The sequence below is a fragment of the Salipiger sp. ABF4_146 genome, from assembly GCF_056161345.1.
The window spans coordinates 69,889-87,486 of sequence record NZ_JBSWYX010000014.1 but is presented as its reverse complement, the minus strand read 5'-3'; the positions used below and the strand labels follow the sequence as shown (position 1 = coordinate 87,486).

The following is a 17,598-nucleotide window of genomic DNA, read 5'->3' as shown; positions in this document are numbered from 1 at the left end:
CATCACCTCATTTTGCCCCGTTCACTCTTTGCCCCGTGCCCGGACCGACCTCCGGGCACGCCTCGCCCGCGCGCTCTCTTGTCCCGGCGCGCGGGCGCTTTTCTTTGAAAGGAGAGCAGACATGCTCATCGTTCCCGAACGCGAGATCGCCGACCTGATGACCCGCGAGGCCGCCTTTGCCGCGGTCGAGAAGGTGTTTGCCGCCATGGCCGCCGGTGACGCCTACAACTTCCCCGTCGTGCGCGAGGCCATCGGCCACGAGGATGCGCTTTATGGCTTCAAGGGCGGCTTCGACCGCGCCGGTCTGACGCTGGGGCTGAAGGCCGGGGGCTACTGGCCGAACAATCTCGAAAAGCGCGGTATCATCAACCACCAGTCCACGGTGTTTCTCTTCGATCCCGATACTGGCAAGGTCAAGGCGATGGTCGGTGGCAACCTGCTGACCGCGCTGCGCACCGCCGCGGCCTCGTCTGTATCGATCCGGCATCTGGCGCGCGAGGATGCCCGCGTGATCGGCATGGTCGGCGCGGGCCATCAGGCCACGTTCCAGCTGCGCGCCGCGCTTGAGCAGCGCGACTTCGACAAGGTCATCGGCTGGAACCTGCACCCCGAGATGCTGCCGAACCTCGAAAAGGTCGCCGCCGAGGCTGGCCTGCCGTTCGAGGCGGTGGATCTGCCGGGGATGCGCGAGGCCGACGTAATCATCTCGATCACCTCGTCGTTCGACGCGATCCTCATGGCAGAGCATGTCGCGCCGGGCTGCCATATCGCCTGCATGGGCACCGACACCAAGGGCAAGCAGGAGGTGTCTCCGGCGCTGCTGGCCAAGGCCACAGTGTTCACCGACGAGGTTGCGCAGTCGGTGTCGATCGGCGAGGCGCAGCACGCGGTGGCGCAGGGGCTGATCGACGAGAGCGCCATCGCCCAGCTTGGCGCGGTGATCAATGGCGCGCATCCGGGGCGCGCTTCGGCCGAAGAAATCACCCTCTTCGATGGTACCGGTGTGGGCCTGCAGGATCTCGCGGTCGCCGCGGCGGTGGTCGATCTGGCGGTCGAGACGGGCATCGCGATTGAGGTCGATTTCTGACGACATCTTTCAGATGGAGACGCCAAGGGCGGGGCTTTGCCTCCGCCCTTTTTTTCGTTGACCACGAGGCGCCACGAAAGCCGGGCGAGCGCCTGCCCGCCGGGACGGCGTGGTCCATCGGGCTCGGTCCGATGGCGCCACAATGGAAGACCGCTCGCCCGGCGGCCTTCGGCCTTGGTCCGGGCCACTTGCGCGCAGACCATCCGCCGGAAGTGCCGAACCAGCCACCCACGCAACCTCCAATACAAACGGCGCGCCCCCGAAGGGACGCGCCGCCGCTTCCACCAAGGATCGATCGGGTCAGACAGTGCCGCGCGGCTCCTCTCCGCGATGGCCGGCCATGCCGCCCGAGATCTCTTCGGTGGTGTCCTCGGCGAGTTCCTTCGGCAGCACGAGGTTGAGCACGATGGCGATCAGCGCCGCCGGCAGGATCCCCGAGGCACCGAGGATGCGCAGCGTGTCGGGCAGGTGCTGCAGCGCGTTGGGCGCGCCCCGCGCGACGTTCAGCACCTCCAGTTGCAGGCCAAGGCCGATCGACAGCGCCACGGCAAAGATCACCATGTTGCGCCGCGTCCAATCGACGTCGGACAGCATCGAGATGCCCGAGGCCACGACCATGCCGAACATCACGATCACACCGCCGCCCAGCACCTCGATCGGCACGGTGCGGATCACCCCGCCAACCTTCGGCACCAACCCGCAGACGATCAGGAAGATCGCGCCGATGGTCACCACATGGCGGCTCATCACGCCTGTCATGGCAATCAGCCCGACGTTCTGGCTGAACGAGGTGTTGGGAAAGCCGCCGAAGATGCCCGCAATGGCCGAGCCGATGCCGTCGGCATAGGTGGCGCCAGAGATCTCGCCGTCGGTGGCCTCGCGGCCCGCCCCGCCCTTGGTGATGCCCGACACGTCGCCCACGGTTTCCACCGCCGAGACGAAGGCCATCAGGCAAAAGCCGATCACCGCGGCGACGGAGAACTCGATGCCATAGCGGAACGGCTCGGGCAGTGCGAAGGCGGCGGCGTTCTGCCACGAGCCGGCGATCGCCTCCATGGTCAGCATGCCGGTGAAGAGCGCGTAGACATAGCCCACAAGGATGCCGATCAGCACCGCCGAGATGCTCAGCATGCCGCGGGCGAAGAACTTCAGCCCCAGCGTTACCGCCAGCACCACAAGCGCTGCCGACCAGCTGGCCCACGAGCCGTAGCTTTCGGCGCCGCTGGCCTTGGCGGGCACGCCTCCTGCGGCATATTCGATGCCCACCTTGACCAGCGCGAGACCGATCATCGTCACCACAAGGCCCGTCACCAGCGGCGGCAAGGCGAAGCGGATGCGTCCGATCACCGTGCCGAGCAGCGCGTGGAACACGCCGCCGATGAGGATGCCGCCGAACATGGCCGCAAGCCCGTCAACACCCTTGCCCGCCACCAGCGGGATCATGATCGGGATGAAAGCAAAGGACGTGCCCTGCACGATCGGCAGCGCCGCGCCCACCGGCCCGACGGTGATCGTCTGCAGCAGCGTCGCCACCCCGGCAAACAGCATCGACATCTGGATGAGATAGAGCAGTTCGGGGAAGTCCGGGCTGTTCGAGCCGAAGCCGAACCCGGCAGCGCCGGCAACGATGATGGCGGGCGTCACGTTGGAAACGAACATCGCCAGCACGTGCTGGATGCCCAGCGGGATCGCCTTGTGCAGCGCGGGGGTGAATTCCGGATCGCGCAATTGCTCTGGTGTTCCGAGACTTTGGTCGGTCATGGGTGGTCAGCTCCCTGTTGAGGGCGCGGGGCCGGTCTTGCTGCCGGCGTCCTCACGCGGTGGCGTGGATGAGGTAGGGTTCGTCGAACCAATGCTCCTCGAGGTTGGGTCCCGCGCCGATCCGGTCGATCACGGCGAAGAGACCCGGCGCGTGCAGCGGGGTCAGCACCCCGTGCCACGTGCCGCGGTGAAAGTTGATCCCCTGCCCGAGGCGGGTGACGAAGGCACGCGGCATGCCGGGGCCGCTGCCTGCCTCCGGCGCGACCACCACGAGAAACGGGTGGTGCGTCATCGGCACGAAAGCCTGACTGCCCTGCGGATGCCGCTCGACCATCTCGAGCCGCAGCGGCAGGCGGCGTGGCTCGGCGTTGAACAGGCTGATCCCGGCGCGGCCCTCGACGATGTCCAGCGTGGCGCGGTCATGAAACCGCCCGCAAAGCCCCTGATTGATGATCTTGTCGGGCGCCCCTTCCGCCTCCAGCACCTCGCCAAACGGGGCGAAGGCGGCGGCGGTCAGGGTCTCGGCGTCGATCCGGCTCATGCGCCCAGCTTGTCGATCAGCCGCAGCTCGGCGATGCGTTCGACCTGGCGGCAGGCCTCGGCGAACTCGGTGGCGCGGTCATTCTCGAGACGGCGGCGGAAGGCCTGCATGATCGAGGCTTTGTCGTTGTCGCGCACGGCGATGATGAAGGGGAAACCGAATTTCGCGGTATAAGCGTCGTTGAGGTTGGTGAACGCCGCGCGCTCTTCGTCGGTCAGCGCATCCAGCCCAGCCCCGGCCTGTTCGGAGGTCGACTCTGCCGTCAGTCGTTTGGCCTGCGCCAGTTTGCCGGCAAGGTCGGGGTGCGCGGTCAGCACCGCCAGCCGCTTTTCGTCGGGGGCATCGCGGAACACCCGCGCCAGCACCGAATGCACGCCGAGGGCGCTGTCATGCGTCGGGCCAAGCTGCAGCGCATGGGCCCCTTCGGCGATCCACGGGCTGTGTTCGAAGATGCCGCCAAAGGCCTCGATGAAGCTGCCGCGATCCATCTCGGAGGGGCGCGGCCCCTGCGGCGCGGGGTGCTCTGCCATCCAGTGCGCGGCGATCTGTTCGCGGGTGGCGAACCACACCCCCTCGTGCGAGGCCATATACGCCAGCACGCGCTTCAGCGCGGCGACCCGCCCCGGACGCCCGACAAGTCGGCAGTGCAGCCCGATCGACAGCATCTTCGGCGCGCCCGCCAGCCCCTCCTCGTAGAGCGTGTCGAAGCTGTCGCGCAGGTAGCTTTCGAACTGGTCGCCCGAGTTGAAGCCCTGCGGCGAGGCAAATCGCATGTCGTTGGCGTCCAGCGTGTAGGGCACGATCAGCTGATCCTTGCCCGCCACGCGGCACCAGTACGGCAGATCGTCGGCGTAGCTGTCGGCGATATAGGCAAATTCGCCTTCCTCGGCGGCAAGCCGCACCGTGTTCATCGAACAGCGCCCGGTGTACCAGCCGCGCGGCGGCTCGCCAGTGACCAGCGTGTGCAGGCGGATCGCTTCGCGGATCTGCGCGCGCTCTTCCTCCTGTGGCATGTCCTTGTGCTCGACCCATTTGAGTCCGTGCGACGCGATCTCCCAGCCGGCGCGCTTCATCGCGGCAACCTGCTCAGGGGCGCGGGCGAGCGCGGTGGCGACGCCGTAGACGGTGACGGGCGTGTCCTTCAGCAGCCGGTGCAGCCGCCAGAAGCCGGCGCGGGCACCGTATTCGTAGATCGACTCCATGTTCCAATGCCGCTGGCCGGGCCATTGCGCGGCGCCGACAATCTCTGACAGGAACGCCTCGGAGGCGGCATCGCCGTGCAGGATGTTGTTCTCTCCGCCCTCTTCGTAATTGACCACGATCTGCACCGCGATCTTCGCGCCGTTCGGCCAGCGGGCATCAGGCGGTGTCTCGCCATAGCCGGTCAGGTCGCGGGGATAGCGGGTCGCGGGCAGCGGGCTGTGCAGCGTCATAGGGGACGGGCTCCTTCGGTGTTGCCTCCGGGTCATCCCACACGTGTAATCCGGAAAATGCCGGATGATTTTCAAAATCTGTTTGAAGCTGCCTCAACCGCCCTTGCGGACGCAGGGCCGCCAGCCTACCGCCCGCTCTCCGCCGCGCGCTGCTCGGCCTGCCGGATTGCCGCGGCAATGCGATCGGTGACGTAGTCCATGAACAGCCGCGTCTTTGGATCCTGTCCGCGGCGATGGGTAAACAGGCACCCCATCTGGATCGGCTCGGGCGGGGTCTCTTCCGCCACCGGCACAAGGCGTCCGCTGCGCAGGTACTCGGCGACCTCGAAGACCGGCTTCAGCACGATCCCCTCTCCGGCCAGGGCCCAGTCGGTCAGCACATCGCCGTCATCGGACTCGTAGCGCCCCCCCACGGCGAAGCGCTTCGTGCCCTCATGCGTGCGCAGCGGCCATTGGAATTCGGTCGCGCCCGGGAAGCGCAGGTTGAGGCATTCGTGCTTTTCCGAGATCAGCGCCTCGCCCGACGCCGGGTTGCCGCGCCGCGCGACATAGCTCGGCGCGGCGCAGAGCACGCGCTCCACATCGGCGATCTTGCGCATCCGCAGCGTGCTGTCTTCGGGCTGGCCAAGGAAGAAGGCCAGATCGAGCCCTTCGGTGGTGAGGTCGACCTTGCGGTCCGACAGGCGCAACCGGATCTGCACCTCGGGGTATTCGCGCAGGAACCCCGGCACCTGCGCCGCGATAAGCCGCCGCCCAACGCCCAGCGGCGCCGCCACGAAGAGCGAGCCCTTGGGATTGTCGGTCAGCTGCGCCACTTGCGCCTCGGCACTTTCCAGCGCCTCGAGCACCTCGCGCGCGCCGGTGTAGAAGGCGCGGCCCTGCTCGGTGGCCGTCAGGTTGCGCGTGGTGCGCTGGAACAGCCGGACATTCAGATGGTCCTCCAACTGCGAGATTCGCGCCGAGGTCACCGCCGGCGAGATGCGCAGATCGCGGCCCGCAGCGGACATGCTGCCCAACTCGTAGACACGCACGAAGGTCCGGATATTGTCGAGGTAGGACATTTTTCGGGATTTCTTGAAACTGCTTGGTAGAAGCCGGAGATAGCAGAATAATCGACGCCGAACTAGGGTGCGGCATAACCATAAGAGGGAGACACCGGGATATGTATGATCTCGCCATCATCTGGGACTGGCTGGGCTTTGCCGTGCGCTGGCTGCACGTGATCACCGCGATCGCGTGGATCGGCTCGTCGTTCTATTTCATCGCGCTCGACCTTGGTCTGCGCAAGGTGCCGCATCTGCCGGTCGGCGCGCATGGCGAGGAATGGCAGGTTCACGGCGGTGGGTTCTACCATATCCAGAAGTATCTTGTGGCCCCCGAGGCGATGCCCGACCACCTGACGTGGTTCAAATGGGAAAGCTATGCGACGTGGCTTTCGGGCGCGGCGCTGCTGATGATCGTCTACTGGGCGGGCGGCGAGCTCTTCCTGCTTGATCCCACCAAGGCCGACCTGTCGCTGTTCCAAGGCATCATGATCTCGGCGCTGTCGCTGACCATTGGCTGGCTGGTCTACGACCGGCTGTGCAAATCAGAGCTGGGCGAGACGCCCACGCTGCTGATGGTGCTGCTGTTCGTCATGCTGGTGATCATGTCATGGGGTTACAATCAGGTGTTCACCGGACGCGCCGCGTTGCTGCACCTTGGCGCCTTCACCGCCACGATCATGACGGCCAACGTGTTCTTCATCATCATGCCGAACCAGCGCATCGTGGTCGATGATCTGAAGAACGGCCGCACCCCCGATCCCAAGTACGGCAAGATCGCCAAACTGCGCTCGACGCACAACAATTACCTGACGCTGCCGGTGGTCTTCCTGATGCTGTCGAACCACTACCCGCTGGCCTTCGCCACCGACCACGCATGGCTCATCGCCAGCCTCGTCTTTCTGATGGGCGTGACGATCCGCCACTTTTTCAATTCTATGCACGCCCGCAAGGGCGCGCCCTATTGGACATGGGTGGCGACCGCGCTGCTGTTCATCGCCATCGCGTGGCTGTCCACTGCGCCGATGATGGACAGCTACGAGGAGGCCGAAGCTCGGCCCCTCACCTCCTATGAGGAAAAGTTCGCCGGTGCGGATGGGTTCGAGGACGCCTATTTCGCCGTCGTCGGCAACTGCTCGATGTGCCATGCCCGCGAACCCTCGTGGGACGGTCTGTACCATCCGCCCAAAGGCGTGGTGCTGGAGACCGAGTCGGATGTCGCCCGCCATGCCAAGCAGGTCTTCCTGCAGGCCGGCGCGAGCCACGCGATGCCCCCCCCGAATGCGATCCAGATGGACCCGGAGGCCCGGCGCGAGATTGTCGAATGGTATCGCTCGGCAACGAAAGGCTAAGATCACTGGCCCCTCCCTCACCCCAGCAAGAAGCCTGCGCCCTGGTCGCAGGCTTTCGCATTTTCAGAACGTTAAGTCGCCCGCACAAACCCACCGGAAACCCAATGGAAACTCACTGGGCGCGTCTCGGGCGGCGCGTGTGAACGGTTCTGCCCGATCCATTCACACGATGGTGTGCGCCCCCGAGGAACAAGCCCGGCGGCCCGAAGCGTTACGCAGACAACGCAGCAACGCGAAAGGACGGACCATGACCGACCGCACCATCACGACAATCAATCCCGCCACCGAAGCCGAACTGTCGCAGTACGATCTGATGAGCGACGATCAAATGTTCGACGCTCTGGAGTCCTGCCACCGCGCCTTTGACGAGTGGCGCCTGACGCCAGCGGAACAGCGCGCGAAAATCATCGCGCGGATCGGCGAGGAACTCACTGCACGCAAGGAAGAGTTTGCGCAGCTGATGACCGACGAGGTTGGCAAGCTGATCGGAGACAGCCGCGACGAGATCGATCTCTGCGCCGGTATCTGCGCATGGACCGCGAAACAGGGCCCGGAGGTTCTGGCAGACGAGCACCGTTCGCTGCAGGACGGGCGCAAGGGCATCGTCACCTATTCCCCGGTGGGCGTGATCTACGGCATCCAGCCGTGGAATTTCCCGGCCTACCAAGCCGTGCGCTATTCCATCGCCAACCTGATGGCGGGCAACGGCGTGCTGCTCAAGCACGCGGCCAACTGCACCGGCAGCGGCCTGCTGCTGCGTGAGATCTACGAGGCGGCTGGCCTCCCGAAGAACCTGTTTACGGTGATGACCATCGATCACGACCAGTCGGACAAGCTGATCGCCCACGACTTGGTGCGCGGCGTCACGATGACTGGCAGCGACGCCGGTGGCAGCGTCATCGCCAAGAAGGCAGGCGAGCACCTCAAGAAGACCGTGCTCGAGCTTGGCTCGAACGACGCCTACCTCGTGCTTGAAGACGCCGACCTCGATCTCGCAGTGAAGACCTGCGTGGCAGGCCGGATCTACAACAACGGCGAGACCTGCGTGAACGCCAAACGCTTCATCGTGACCGACGCGGTCTATGATGAATTCGTCACGCGCTACGTCCAGGCGATGTCGGACGTTGTGTCGGGTGATCCGAACAAGGCGGAGACCGGGCTTGGGCCGATGGCGCGCGGAGACCTGCGCGAGACGCTGCACAAGCAGGTGCAGGACAGCGTCGAGAAAGGGGCCCGCATCGCCTGCGGCGGTTCGCTGCCCGACGGTCAGGGCTACTACTACCCGGCCACCGTGCTCGTCGACGTCGCGCCGGGCCAGCCGGCCTATGACGATGAGCTTTTCGGCCCCGTCGCCTCGGTGATCCGGGCGAAGGACGACGAAGACGCCATGCGCATCGCAAATGACAGCCGCTTCGGCCTTGGCGGGGGCATCTTCTCGAAGGATGTCGACTACGCCACGGATCTTGCCCGCAAGCATTTCGACACCGGCATGGTCTTCATCAACCACTTCAACCTCGCGACGCCGGAAATGCCGTTCGGCGGCGTGAAGGATTCCGGCTATGGGCGCGAACACGGCGGCTTCGGGATGCACGAGTTCGTCAACGCGAAGGCCATCGCCATCGCCGCCTGACGGTGCGGCCCATCGCCTCTTGGGGCGGTCGAGACACCACTGGTTTCAGTGGCACCCTCAGTGGGCAAGGCGCGGGCACAAGTTGCCCGCGCCTTCTTATGTGGTCGCGCACAGAGGCTGGCACCTGCCGGGCCTTTGACAGCATCGCAGAGCAAAAGCTTGGCGCGACAACGCAGCCCCATCGCCAAGCCGCATCGGCCCGGCGGCGCGTTGCCGCGGCGTCTCGCGGCTCTACCTCACCCCTAGTCGTTATTCGCAATGCCCTTGAAAAAGGGGCTCGCCAGATAAGGGAAGTCCTCATGCGTACTGTCATCACTTCGACGATTATCGCGGCCGCCGCCGTGGCCAGCACACCGGCCCTTGCCGAAGACGTATCCTACACCGTTGATGGTGAGAACTTCACAGGATACTGGGCAGAAGCAGACTCTCCCAAAGGGCTTGTCCTGATCATGCACGATTGGGACGGCATGACCGACTACGAGCGCGAACGTGCCAAAATGCTGGCCGATATGGGCTACAATGCCTTCGCTCTGGACATGTTCGGTGACTCCACGCCCACCGAAACGATGGACCATCGCCGCGCGGCGACCGGGGCGCTCTATGAAGACCGGGAGCGGATGCGCGCGCTAATACAGGCGGGCGTCGATGAGGCCTTGTCGCGCTCGAGTGTCGAGGAACTGGTGGTCGCGGGCTACTGCTTTGGCGGCGCGGTGGCGCTTGAAATGGCACGCAGCGATATGGCCGACACGGCCAGCGGATATGCCACGTTCCACGGCGGTCTGACGACACCCGAAGGCCAATCCTGGGGCGGAGACGAACCGCCGGTCTTGGTGATGCACGGCGGCGCGGACACCTCCATCAAGATGGAGGATGTGGCCACCCTTGCCAACGAACTCGAAGAGGCAGGCACCACCTATAGCATCGGGGTGTTCTCCGGCGCGCCGCATGCCTTCACCGTCTTCGGCTCCGACAGCTACCAAGAGCGTGCCGACGTCGCCAGCTGGGAGGCGTTCAGCCGCTTTCTGTCAGCACAACTGCCCGGCTGACCCTGACCTCACGCATGGCGCCCCGAACCTTCCTAGTTCGGCAGGCTCGGGGTAACTGCGCCGCACAGCGGCGGCAATGGTGATCGCAATCAGGATCGGCCATAAGCCGGCTGCTATTAAGCCGCCCGACGCGCGTCCAGATCCAGCAACATGGTCGCCATGCCCTGCCGCCGCGAGAGTTCCTCGTAGCCGGCAGAGAGGTAGGCGTTGTGCGCTGGTTCATTGTCGACCTCGACCTTCAGGGTGAGGGTCAGCGCCCCCAGTTCCCGCGCCGCCTGCTCGACGAGTTCGGTAAGCTCTGCACCGGCCCCGCCGCGCGCCTCTTGGGCAACATAGGCGTAAGTCAGATGCCGCACTTCCGGGCCGACTCCTTCCCGCAGGGCGAAAAACCCCACATCGCGCCCCGCAGCATCCTGAAGGTAGAAGGAGACGTCCTCCCGCTCTCCAAGCCACTTACGGTGCCATTCCATCTCGTCAAAGGGCACTTTGGCGTTGGGGTTGAGCAGCGGTAGCTCCGATTCCGGCAGCATTGCTGCCAACGGGGCGAGATCGCAATCGCGGTTGCGACGCAGGGTAAGAGCCATGGATCCTTCCTTCGGCCGGGCCGACGCATGCGCGTCGGGGTCAAGATGAAAGCCGCGCGCCTGACATAGTCACCCCGCCCGGGTCAACCTTTGTAAAATTCCCGCGCGACTCTGGCCTCCCTCCGATCCCCGGGCCATTTTCCGAGGAAAAGCGCGGGCGCGCTCTGCCGCACGCTCGCCAACTGGAAAGCCCGAGGCACAGGAGATCGCAGTCCCGTTCGACCAATAGCCGCCCCAATAGCCATTCATGTCTCCGGGGATCATGCGGCGAAACTCCTCGGGGCCAGTGGGTGGGCCATCACCGGCTTATCGCCATGACCATCGGCTTCGCGCGATTTGCGCTTTGGACCACCCTTTCCCTAATGTGAAAGGAACACACACCGCCAAGTGTGGCCAAGACCGGCGGCAGGCGAAAAAGCTGCCAGCCCGCGCGCACTCTGGGATCGACAAGCAAAGACATGCAGATTTCGTATTGTTTTAGTCAGGTATTGAGCATTCCTCAGGATCGTGACACACAGAGGCAAATTCGGAGTTAAACTCCCCGTATTGCCAGCCTCGGACACGGTTTGCCGGGCCAGCCATCCAAAGAAAAGTCAGGAGACCCCAGTGTTGCGTACTCTCCGCATGAGCCTGCCGCTTCTCGCGCTGCTGCCCCTGCCCCTTGCCGCTCAGGACAGCGATCCTGCCGGTGCGCTCTCGCTTGAACTGAACGCCACCAAGAGCGTCGAGCAAGGCTGCCAGCTGAGCTTTCTGATCCGCAACGGCCATGACACCGACATCGACAGCGCGGTCTACGAGACGGTTCTGCTCGACACCAATGGTCAGGTCGATCGCCTGACGCTCTTCGACTTCGGGGAACTGCCCGCGGGCCGGCCCCGGGTGCGGCAGTTCGTCGTGCCCGGCACGGGCTGCGACGGGCTTGGCCAGATCCTCATCAATGGCGCCAGCCGCTGCGAAGCGGGCGGCGGTGAATCGGCCCTCTGCACCGAGGGGCTGGATCTGAAATCGCGTAGCGACGTGGAGGTGATCGGATGATCGACATGGTGATCGACGGCATACGCCGTATCGCTGAACTTGGCGGCCCCGTGGTGCTGCTGCTGGTCGCTGTCTCGCTGCTGACGCTCGCGGTGGTGATCTACAAGCTCTGGCAATTCGCCGCCTCGGGCGTCGGGCGCCACGCTGCGCTGCGCGAGGCGGTGCGCGCCTGGGATCGCGGCGACCGCGCCGGAGCCCGTGAGGCGCTGAACCGTTCGCGGTCGTACCTGCGTCCGGTGATCGACATGGCGATGTCGGGCCAGACCGACGCCGCCCGGCTCGAGGCCGAGGCCGAAACCCGGTTCGCGCGGCTGGAAAAGGGCTTTCGCCTGCTCGACTCGGTGGCGCAGCTTGCGCCGCTGCTTGGCCTTTTCGGCACGGTGCTGGGGATGATCTCGGCGTTTCAGGCGCTGCAGGACGCGGGCAGCCAAGTGGACCCGTCGATCCTTGCGGGCGGCATCTGGGTGGCCCTGATGACCACCGCCGTCGGTCTTGTCGTCGCCATGCCGACCTCTGTGGTGCTGAGCTGGTTCGAGGCCCGGATGGAATCCGAGCGGGTTCTGGCCGAACGCGCGGTGCACACCATCCTGTCGCCCACCGGCACCGGCGAGATGCAGGCGCAGGCGCAAGGGGCGGCCCGCCATGCGTAAGATGCGCCGGCGGCGGAAGCTGTCGATGACCTCGCTCATCGACGTGATCTTCCTGCTGCTGCTCTTCTTCATGCTGACCTCGACCTTCACGCGCTTTGCAGAGGTGGAACTGGCGGCGGCCGGGTCCGGCGCTGCGGTCTCCGGCGACACCCGCCCGATGTTCCTGCAGCTTGGCGCTGAAGACATCCGCCTCAACGGCACCGTGCTGACCCTCGATGAGTTGCCCGCGGAACTCGAAGAGAGCCGCAATGACGCCGAGGATGCCGAAGCGCAGCCGCTGATCGTGGCGCTGCGCGGCGAGGTCAATTCGCAACGGCTGACGGATCTGCTGGTCGTCCTGCGCGGCGTCAGCGGATACCGCGCCATGGTTCTCGGAGCGTCGTAATGCGCCGCAAGAAGCAGAAAACCGAACGCGAGCCGACGATCGCGCTGATCAACATCGTCTTTCTGATGCTGGTCTTCTTCCTCGTCGCCGGGACCGTCGCACGGCCCCTCGATCCCGATCTGAGGCTGGTGCGCACCGCCGAGTTGCAGGGCACCGCGCCCGCCGACGCTCTGGTGCTGAACGCCGATGGCACGATGAGCGTGCAGGGCACACCGGTCGAAGACAGCGCCGCTGCGCTGGAGATGCTTGGCGATGAGGCACTCACGCTCGCCCGGATCGTGCCCGACCGCGACGCGCCCGCCGCCGACCTGATCCGGATCGGGCGCGAACTGCGCGCCGCCGGCGCCGAGAAGGTGGTGGTCGTCACCGAAAGGGGGCTGGAATGATCGCATCCTCGCGCAAGGTGAAAATCGCGGCGGCGGTGCTCGCGCTGTCGGCCCATGGTGCCGCGGTTCTTGCGGTGATGCCGCCCAATGAAAGCGCCGAAATGGAAGGCATGTCGGGCGGCACCGACCTCGCCCTCGGCACTGATTTCGCGGATATGGCCGTGGGCACGCTCAGCACGCAGCCGACCGAAGAGACCGCAGAGCCCCTCACCCCCGAAGAGGTGACGCCCGAGCAGGTCGAGCCGACTCCACAGGAAACCCCCGAGACGGTGACGGCAGATCCACCCGCCGAGGTGGCCGAGACCGTGGAGGCAGAGCCCGTCGACGAGATGACCGCGGCGTTGCCGGTAATTCCGCCGCTTGAGGCAGAGCCGGTCGTTCCGGTGGCGCCGACGGAAGAGGCCGAGCCCGAAGAGATGCCCGACACGCTCGAGGCGCTCGAGGCGCTGCCGCCCGAGACGGTCACCCCCGCCGAGCCGGAGGTGACAGAGACGGCCCCGACCGAGCCGGAAACGCTGGAGCCGGACCCGCAGCCCGAAGAAACCGTAGAGGCGACCGAGCCGGAACCCGAGGTCGAGGTGACCGAGACCGCTCCGCAAAGCTCGATGCGCCCGCAGCCGCGCAGCCCCGACCTTGCCGAGCGCCAGCAAGAGCCCGCACCGCAGCCGCAGCGCCAACGCGAGCCGGAGCCCGATCCCGAACCGCGCCGTCAGGCGCAGCAGCCGCAGGGCAACGCCGAACGCAACGCCACGGCGGGCGCGGCCACGGGCCGGGCGGGCGGCAGTTCCGCGACGGCTGGAAGCGGCGGGCAATCGCGTGAGGCGGGCAATGCCGCCGCCAGCAACTACCCCGGCCAAGTTATGCGCAAGCTCTCGCGCGTACCGCGTCCGCGGATCAATGCGCGTGGCTCGGCTGTCGTGGCGTTCCGGGTCTCGGGGCGGGGCGGTCTGGCCGGTCTGTCGGTGGCGCGCAGTTCCGGGTCCTCGGCGCTCGATCAGGCCGCGCTGCGCGTGGTCCGCAGCGCCGCGCCCTTCCCCGCCCCTCCGGCGGGCGCACAGACCAGCTTTACCGTGCAGATCAAGGGCCGCTGACGGGGACTGCGGCGCGGACCCGGCTCAGAGGTCGACCGCGCCGCGGGCCATCGCCATCGCAGCGGCCTGCTCCACCGTCGCGGTGCCCAGTTTCAGACAGGTGTTGCGGATCAGCCGGGCCGCGGTGTCTTGGGTGATCTGCAGCCGCTCCGCAACCTGCTCCGGTGCCAGCCCGACGCCGGAATAGCACAGCATATCGCGCTCCTCGGAGGTCAGCAGCGGCCAGCCGGACCCGAAGGCAAGATCCTCAACATCGGCACGGCCCGGCGGTTGCAACGCCAACGACAGCATCGTCGAGATCGCCGTGAAGGCCCGCCCTGTCCCCGGTCCAAACAGGCCCATCGGGTCTTTCTCACAAGACAGGACCACCGCCTGATCGGTCGCACCGAGAGGCATCATGCGCGCCACGAAATACCGATACCCTTGGAGCAGCGCCGCAGCCTGCAAATGACGCCGCAGGGGTTCTTCCCGCGTCGGGCAGGCGGTCGCCGCATCCAGAAACTGCGGCATTCTTCCTGCGATCGCGCCGCGTCGCAAAGGGTCGACCCGCCAGAGTTCGTGATCGCGGTATTCCGCGACCCACGCGGCAGAGGCGGAACTGCGCATCCAAACGAGGTTGCGGCTGTCCTTCATCAGCGCTCCGGCGTTGACCGCATTGGCGCCGATACGCTGCGCAATGCCAACGACAGCTTCCCAAAGCTGCTGATCGGAACCGGCCGAAGCCAACGTGTCGGCGGTGTCGATGAGGAGTCTGGCATACCGGCTGTTTCCAATCACGACGATGCATTCCTTGCGTCTTCCGCCTACTGACGAAGCATGACAGGTGACCTAAGGCAAACACGAAATTTTTAGATATCGTTAACGCTTGAGTTGCATTGCACGGTTCGCCCAAAGCTTCGGCAAAGTTTTGTCAAATTCGCGACTTAGAGCACGAGTCCACCGCGCACGAGCATCAGCGACATCGCCTGCTCCGGACGCGGTGTGCCCAGCCTGCGGCACGCGCGCTCGAGCAAACGCTGCACCTGTGACAGCGGCCGCGCGAGGTGGTCGGCGATCTGCTCGGGGTGAAGGCCCTGCCCCAGATAGCTTAGCACATCGCGCTCGGCGCTGCTGAGGCGCGCCCAGGGGGCGCCGAAGGCGCGGTCCTCAAGATCGCTCAGACCCGGTGCCCGCATCGCCGTCGACAACATCGCCGACACCGCCCGGAACGCCTGAGCGGTGCCGCGACCAAACAACTCGGAGGGATGGCTCTCGCAGGCCAGCGCGAAGGTCTGCTCGGCCGCGCCCTCGACCCATGTGTGATTGACGTAGTGACGGTAGCCATGCGCCAGAAGAAGTTCGTGCAGATCGCGCGCCCGCGGACCGCTTTGCAGGGGCAGCCGCGCCGCGATATCCATGTACCCCGGCACATTGCCGGCAATGGCGGCCTGCTGGATCGGATCGACCTCGTAGAGCCGCGCCGCCGCGAATTGCTCGAGAAACCCCTGCTCCATCGAGGTGCGCACCCACGCCACCCCGCGGCTGTCGCGCATGACCGCACCGCAGGTCATCGCCCGTGCCCCGATCTTGTCGCCGATCGCAACGGCGGCATCCCATGTCTCGCGCGGGGTACCGGCCTCGGCGAGGCGCGTGGCGGTTTCCATCAAAAGGTCGGCGTAGCGTGTGGTCACCATCCCCTCATACGTTCGGCAAGCCCGGCGAACATGAGTGCATGGAGTCTCTTAAAACACCAGCAGGTAACGGTTCGAGCGTTCTCAACCGGCGGAAGAAAACACCACCCCGGCGAAGACCACGATAAGCCCGCCGATAATCGCCGCCAGCCGCAGCGGCAGCGCCGCCCGCCCGATCAGCCCGTAGGACACCAGCGCCAGCCCAAGCCCGACGCGGACAAAGGCGAAAAGCGCCGTGCCCGGCGACTCCGCAAGCTCCAGCAGGCCGGGGTTCGCCACCATGCCGAGCGGAATGATGTAGAGCCCCACCCCCAGCGCCATGGCGCTGCTGGCAACCTTGATCCAGTTCTCGCCGATCATGCCTGCCGCGATGAACACCGCGCCGCAAACGGGGGGCGTGATCGTCGAAAGCAGCGCGAACCAGAAGACGAAGAGATGCGCCTGCAGCGGCGCCAGTCCCAGCTGTGTCAGCGCCGGACCAGCGACCGAAACGCAGATGACGTAGGCTGCGGTGGTCGGCACCTCCATGCCCAGCACGAGACAGGCAAGCGCCGTGAGAAGCAGCGACGGCCACAGCATGCCACCCGAACCCGAAAGGATCAGCGAGGTGATCTTAACCCCGAGCCCCGTCACCCCCAGCACCCCGATGACGATCGAGGCACACAGGATGATCGCGGCGATCATCGCCACCTGCTTGGCCGAGTTGACCAGCGCCGCCGTCACCCTCTCTGCGGTCTGGCGCGCGTCGAAGGTCAGCTTGCCGTTGGTCAGCAGCAAAAGCGCGCCGGCGAGGATCGCGAGGCAGGCGGCGTATTGCGGCGTGTAGCCGAGCCCGAACATGCCGATCATCAGCACGGTGAAGGGCACAAGGAAGAAGGCCGAGGTGATCGCCACATCGCGCCGCGCCGGACGGTCCTCGGCGGCGATCCCCCTCAGTTCGTAGCGCGTGGCATAGGCGTTGATGCCCACCCAGACCGCCCAGAAATAAAGGATCGCGGGCAGGATCGCCGCGGCCATGATCTGCGTGTAGGGCGTGCCGGTCAGCTCGACCATGACGAAGGCGCCCGCCCCCATCAGCGGCGGCATGATCTGCCCGCCAGAGGAGGCCACGGCCTCGACCCCGGCGGCCAGCTTCTTGGGATAACCCAGTTTGGTCATCGCCGGCAGGGTGATCGCGCCGGTGGAGGCGACGTTGGCGCTGGCCGACCCCGAGATCGACCCGAAGAGCGCCGACGACAGCACCGAGACCTTCGCCGCGCCGCCTTTCAGCCGCCCGGCAGCGGCGGCGGCGACATTCATGAAGCCCTGCCCCGCCTCGCCTGCGTTCAGCACCGCGCCGAAAATCACGAAGATCGACACCACGCCCACCGACACCGCGGTCAGCGACCCCCAAAGCCCGCCCTCGGCGATGGTCATCGTGCCGAGAAAGCTCTGGATCGGCGTTCCGGCATGACCGAATTCGCCGGGGATGTGCTGACCGAAGAGCGCGTAGGCCAGCGCCAGCATCGCCACCAGCGGCAGCGGCCAGCCGATGGCGCGGCGCGCCGCCTCGATCACGCAGAGCAGAAGCACCGCCGCGACGCCGATCTGAAAATCGCTCTCCAGAAACCCGTATTGATCGCCCAGCATCTCATGGTTCAGCGCGATCCAGCCAGCCGCGCCGACCCCCAGCACGGTCAGCACCGCACCCGAGATCAGTTGCCAGCGTCCGGAGGCGCCAAAGATGAAGACCCAAGGCAGGATAACCGCCAGATGCAGCGGGCGGCTCACGAGGTTGGGCACGAGGCCCGAGAAGATGAGACCGAGGTGATAGACCACGACCAGCGCCGCCAGCCCGATCCACACCGCCCGCTTCCATGCCGCCTGCGGCATCTGCGTCTCAAGCCCCATCTTCTGCCTCTTTG

Annotated in this window: 17 protein-coding genes; 9 read left to right on the top strand and 8 right to left on the bottom strand. The window is 66.0% G+C overall.

Features of this window, described 5'->3' with window-relative positions; translation table 11 throughout:
- The first annotated feature begins 121 nt into the window (after window positions 1-121).
- On the top strand, window positions 122-1,087 hold the full coding sequence (bhcD, locus tag ACXAJT_RS19290; RefSeq protein WP_475237681.1) for an iminosuccinate reductase BhcD: 966 nt from the start codon (window positions 122-124) through the stop codon (window positions 1,085-1,087).
- Between the two features lie 300 nt (window positions 1,088-1,387).
- On the opposite strand, the gene ACXAJT_RS19285 is transcribed toward bhcD, so the two are convergent.
- The 4 genes from ACXAJT_RS19285 to ACXAJT_RS19270 form a co-directional block, all read right to left on the bottom strand.
- On the bottom strand, window positions 1,388-2,848 hold the full coding sequence (locus tag ACXAJT_RS19285; protein ID WP_475237679.1) for a uracil-xanthine permease family protein: 1,461 nt from the start codon (window positions 2,846-2,848) through the stop codon (window positions 1,388-1,390).
- A 52-nt stretch (window positions 2,849-2,900) separates the two neighbouring features.
- Window positions 2,901-3,389: an ureidoglycolate lyase gene (locus ACXAJT_RS19280; protein ID WP_475237676.1), complete on the bottom strand. Its 489-nt coding sequence runs from the start codon at window positions 3,387-3,389 to the stop codon at window positions 2,901-2,903.
- A complete protein-coding gene (puuE, locus tag ACXAJT_RS19275; RefSeq protein WP_475237674.1) occupies window positions 3,386-4,822 on the bottom strand; it encodes an allantoinase PuuE in 1,437 nt (478 codons plus the stop codon). The genes ACXAJT_RS19280 and puuE overlap by 4 nt, the downstream gene beginning before the upstream one ends.
- A gap of 125 nt (window positions 4,823-4,947) precedes the next feature.
- The gene (locus ACXAJT_RS19270) at window positions 4,948-5,883 is read right to left on the bottom strand and encodes a LysR family transcriptional regulator (protein WP_475237672.1); all 936 of its coding nucleotides are present in this window, start codon (window positions 5,881-5,883) and stop codon (window positions 4,948-4,950) included.
- A gap of 101 nt (window positions 5,884-5,984) precedes the next feature.
- Between ACXAJT_RS19270 and ACXAJT_RS19265 the strand changes: the two genes are divergently transcribed.
- The 3 genes from ACXAJT_RS19265 to ACXAJT_RS19255 all read left to right on the top strand — a co-directional run bounded on the left by ACXAJT_RS19265 (window position 5,985) and on the right by ACXAJT_RS19255 (window position 9,893).
- On the top strand, window positions 5,985-7,217 hold the full coding sequence (locus ACXAJT_RS19265; protein WP_475237671.1) for a urate hydroxylase PuuD: 1,233 nt from the start codon (window positions 5,985-5,987) through the stop codon (window positions 7,215-7,217).
- Window positions 7,218-7,464: 247 nt separating this feature from the next.
- Complete coding sequence (locus ACXAJT_RS19260; protein ID WP_475237670.1) at window positions 7,465-8,847, top strand: NAD-dependent succinate-semialdehyde dehydrogenase; 1,383 nt, start codon at window positions 7,465-7,467, stop codon at window positions 8,845-8,847.
- Window positions 8,848-9,146: 299 nt separating this feature from the next.
- Window positions 9,147-9,893 carry a dienelactone hydrolase family protein gene (locus ACXAJT_RS19255; RefSeq protein WP_475237669.1) on the top strand — a complete coding sequence of 249 codons (747 nt, stop codon included), beginning with the start codon at window positions 9,147-9,149 and terminating at the stop codon, window positions 9,891-9,893.
- A 116-nt stretch (window positions 9,894-10,009) separates the two neighbouring features.
- On the opposite strand, the gene ACXAJT_RS19250 is transcribed toward ACXAJT_RS19255, so the two are convergent.
- Window positions 10,010-10,477, bottom strand: coding sequence for a GNAT family N-acetyltransferase (locus tag ACXAJT_RS19250; protein ID WP_475237668.1), 468 nt, complete (start codon window positions 10,475-10,477; stop codon window positions 10,010-10,012).
- A 606-nt stretch (window positions 10,478-11,083) separates the two neighbouring features.
- Here ACXAJT_RS19250 and ACXAJT_RS19245 point away from each other — a divergent pair.
- The 5 genes from ACXAJT_RS19245 to ACXAJT_RS19225 are packed head-to-tail and all read left to right on the top strand — an operon-like array spanning window position 11,084 to window position 14,024.
- Window positions 11,084-11,512, top strand: coding sequence for a hypothetical protein (locus tag ACXAJT_RS19245; protein WP_475237667.1), 429 nt, complete (start codon window positions 11,084-11,086; stop codon window positions 11,510-11,512).
- Window positions 11,509-12,162, top strand: a complete 654-nt coding sequence (locus ACXAJT_RS19240) for a MotA/TolQ/ExbB proton channel family protein (protein ID WP_475237666.1) — start codon at window positions 11,509-11,511, stop codon at window positions 12,160-12,162. Before ACXAJT_RS19245 ends, ACXAJT_RS19240 begins: the two co-directional genes overlap by 4 nt.
- The gene (locus ACXAJT_RS19235; protein ID WP_475237665.1) at window positions 12,155-12,547 is read left to right on the top strand and encodes a biopolymer transporter ExbD; all 393 of its coding nucleotides are present in this window, start codon (window positions 12,155-12,157) and stop codon (window positions 12,545-12,547) included. Before ACXAJT_RS19240 ends, ACXAJT_RS19235 begins: the two co-directional genes overlap by 8 nt.
- Window positions 12,547-12,933 carry an ExbD/TolR family protein gene (locus ACXAJT_RS19230; protein WP_475237664.1) on the top strand — a complete coding sequence of 129 codons (387 nt, stop codon included), beginning with the start codon at window positions 12,547-12,549 and terminating at the stop codon, window positions 12,931-12,933. The genes ACXAJT_RS19235 and ACXAJT_RS19230 overlap by 1 nt, the downstream gene beginning before the upstream one ends.
- Entirely contained in the window at window positions 12,930-14,024 is a 1,095-nt protein-coding gene (locus tag ACXAJT_RS19225) for an energy transducer TonB family protein (protein ID WP_475237663.1), read from the top strand. The genes ACXAJT_RS19230 and ACXAJT_RS19225 overlap by 4 nt, the downstream gene beginning before the upstream one ends.
- A gap of 24 nt (window positions 14,025-14,048) precedes the next feature.
- Here ACXAJT_RS19225 and ACXAJT_RS19220 read toward each other — a convergent pair whose 3' ends face one another.
- From ACXAJT_RS19220 to ACXAJT_RS19210, 3 genes are all read right to left on the bottom strand, one after another.
- Complete coding sequence (locus tag ACXAJT_RS19220) at window positions 14,049-14,801, bottom strand: helix-turn-helix transcriptional regulator (RefSeq protein WP_475237662.1); 753 nt, start codon at window positions 14,799-14,801, stop codon at window positions 14,049-14,051.
- A gap of 146 nt (window positions 14,802-14,947) precedes the next feature.
- Complete coding sequence (locus tag ACXAJT_RS19215; protein WP_475237661.1) at window positions 14,948-15,694, bottom strand: helix-turn-helix transcriptional regulator; 747 nt, start codon at window positions 15,692-15,694, stop codon at window positions 14,948-14,950.
- Between the two features lie 84 nt (window positions 15,695-15,778).
- Complete coding sequence (locus ACXAJT_RS19210; protein ID WP_475237660.1) at window positions 15,779-17,584, bottom strand: TRAP transporter permease; 1,806 nt, start codon at window positions 17,582-17,584, stop codon at window positions 15,779-15,781.
- Window positions 17,585-17,598 lie beyond the last annotated feature (14 nt).

What these genes read in the sequence shown, in the direction of transcription:
- bhcD (WP_475237681.1), top strand. Translation starts at nt 122, where the DNA reads ATGCTCATCGTTCCCGAACGCGAGATCGCCGACCTGATGACCCGCGAG.
- ACXAJT_RS19285 (WP_475237679.1), bottom strand. Translation starts at nt 2,848, where the DNA reads ATGACCGACCAAAGTCTCGGAACACCAGAGCAATTGCGCGATCCGGAA.
- ACXAJT_RS19280 (WP_475237676.1), bottom strand. Translation starts at nt 3,389, where the DNA reads ATGAGCCGGATCGACGCCGAGACCCTGACCGCCGCCGCCTTCGCCCCG.
- puuE (WP_475237674.1), bottom strand. Translation starts at nt 4,822, where the DNA reads ATGACGCTGCACAGCCCGCTGCCCGCGACCCGCTATCCCCGCGACCTG.
- ACXAJT_RS19270 (WP_475237672.1), bottom strand. Translation starts at nt 5,883, where the DNA reads ATGTCCTACCTCGACAATATCCGGACCTTCGTGCGTGTCTACGAGTTG.
- ACXAJT_RS19265 (WP_475237671.1), top strand. Translation starts at nt 5,985, where the DNA reads ATGTATGATCTCGCCATCATCTGGGACTGGCTGGGCTTTGCCGTGCGC.
- ACXAJT_RS19260 (WP_475237670.1), top strand. Translation starts at nt 7,465, where the DNA reads ATGACCGACCGCACCATCACGACAATCAATCCCGCCACCGAAGCCGAA.
- ACXAJT_RS19255 (WP_475237669.1), top strand. Translation starts at nt 9,147, where the DNA reads ATGCGTACTGTCATCACTTCGACGATTATCGCGGCCGCCGCCGTGGCC.
- ACXAJT_RS19250 (WP_475237668.1), bottom strand. Translation starts at nt 10,477, where the DNA reads ATGGCTCTTACCCTGCGTCGCAACCGCGATTGCGATCTCGCCCCGTTG.
- ACXAJT_RS19240 (WP_475237666.1), top strand. Translation starts at nt 11,509, where the DNA reads ATGATCGACATGGTGATCGACGGCATACGCCGTATCGCTGAACTTGGC.
- ACXAJT_RS19235 (WP_475237665.1), top strand. Translation starts at nt 12,155, where the DNA reads ATGCGTAAGATGCGCCGGCGGCGGAAGCTGTCGATGACCTCGCTCATC.
- ACXAJT_RS19230 (WP_475237664.1), top strand. Translation starts at nt 12,547, where the DNA reads ATGCGCCGCAAGAAGCAGAAAACCGAACGCGAGCCGACGATCGCGCTG.
- ACXAJT_RS19225 (WP_475237663.1), top strand. Translation starts at nt 12,930, where the DNA reads ATGATCGCATCCTCGCGCAAGGTGAAAATCGCGGCGGCGGTGCTCGCG.
- ACXAJT_RS19210 (WP_475237660.1), bottom strand. Translation starts at nt 17,584, where the DNA reads ATGGGGCTTGAGACGCAGATGCCGCAGGCGGCATGGAAGCGGGCGGTG.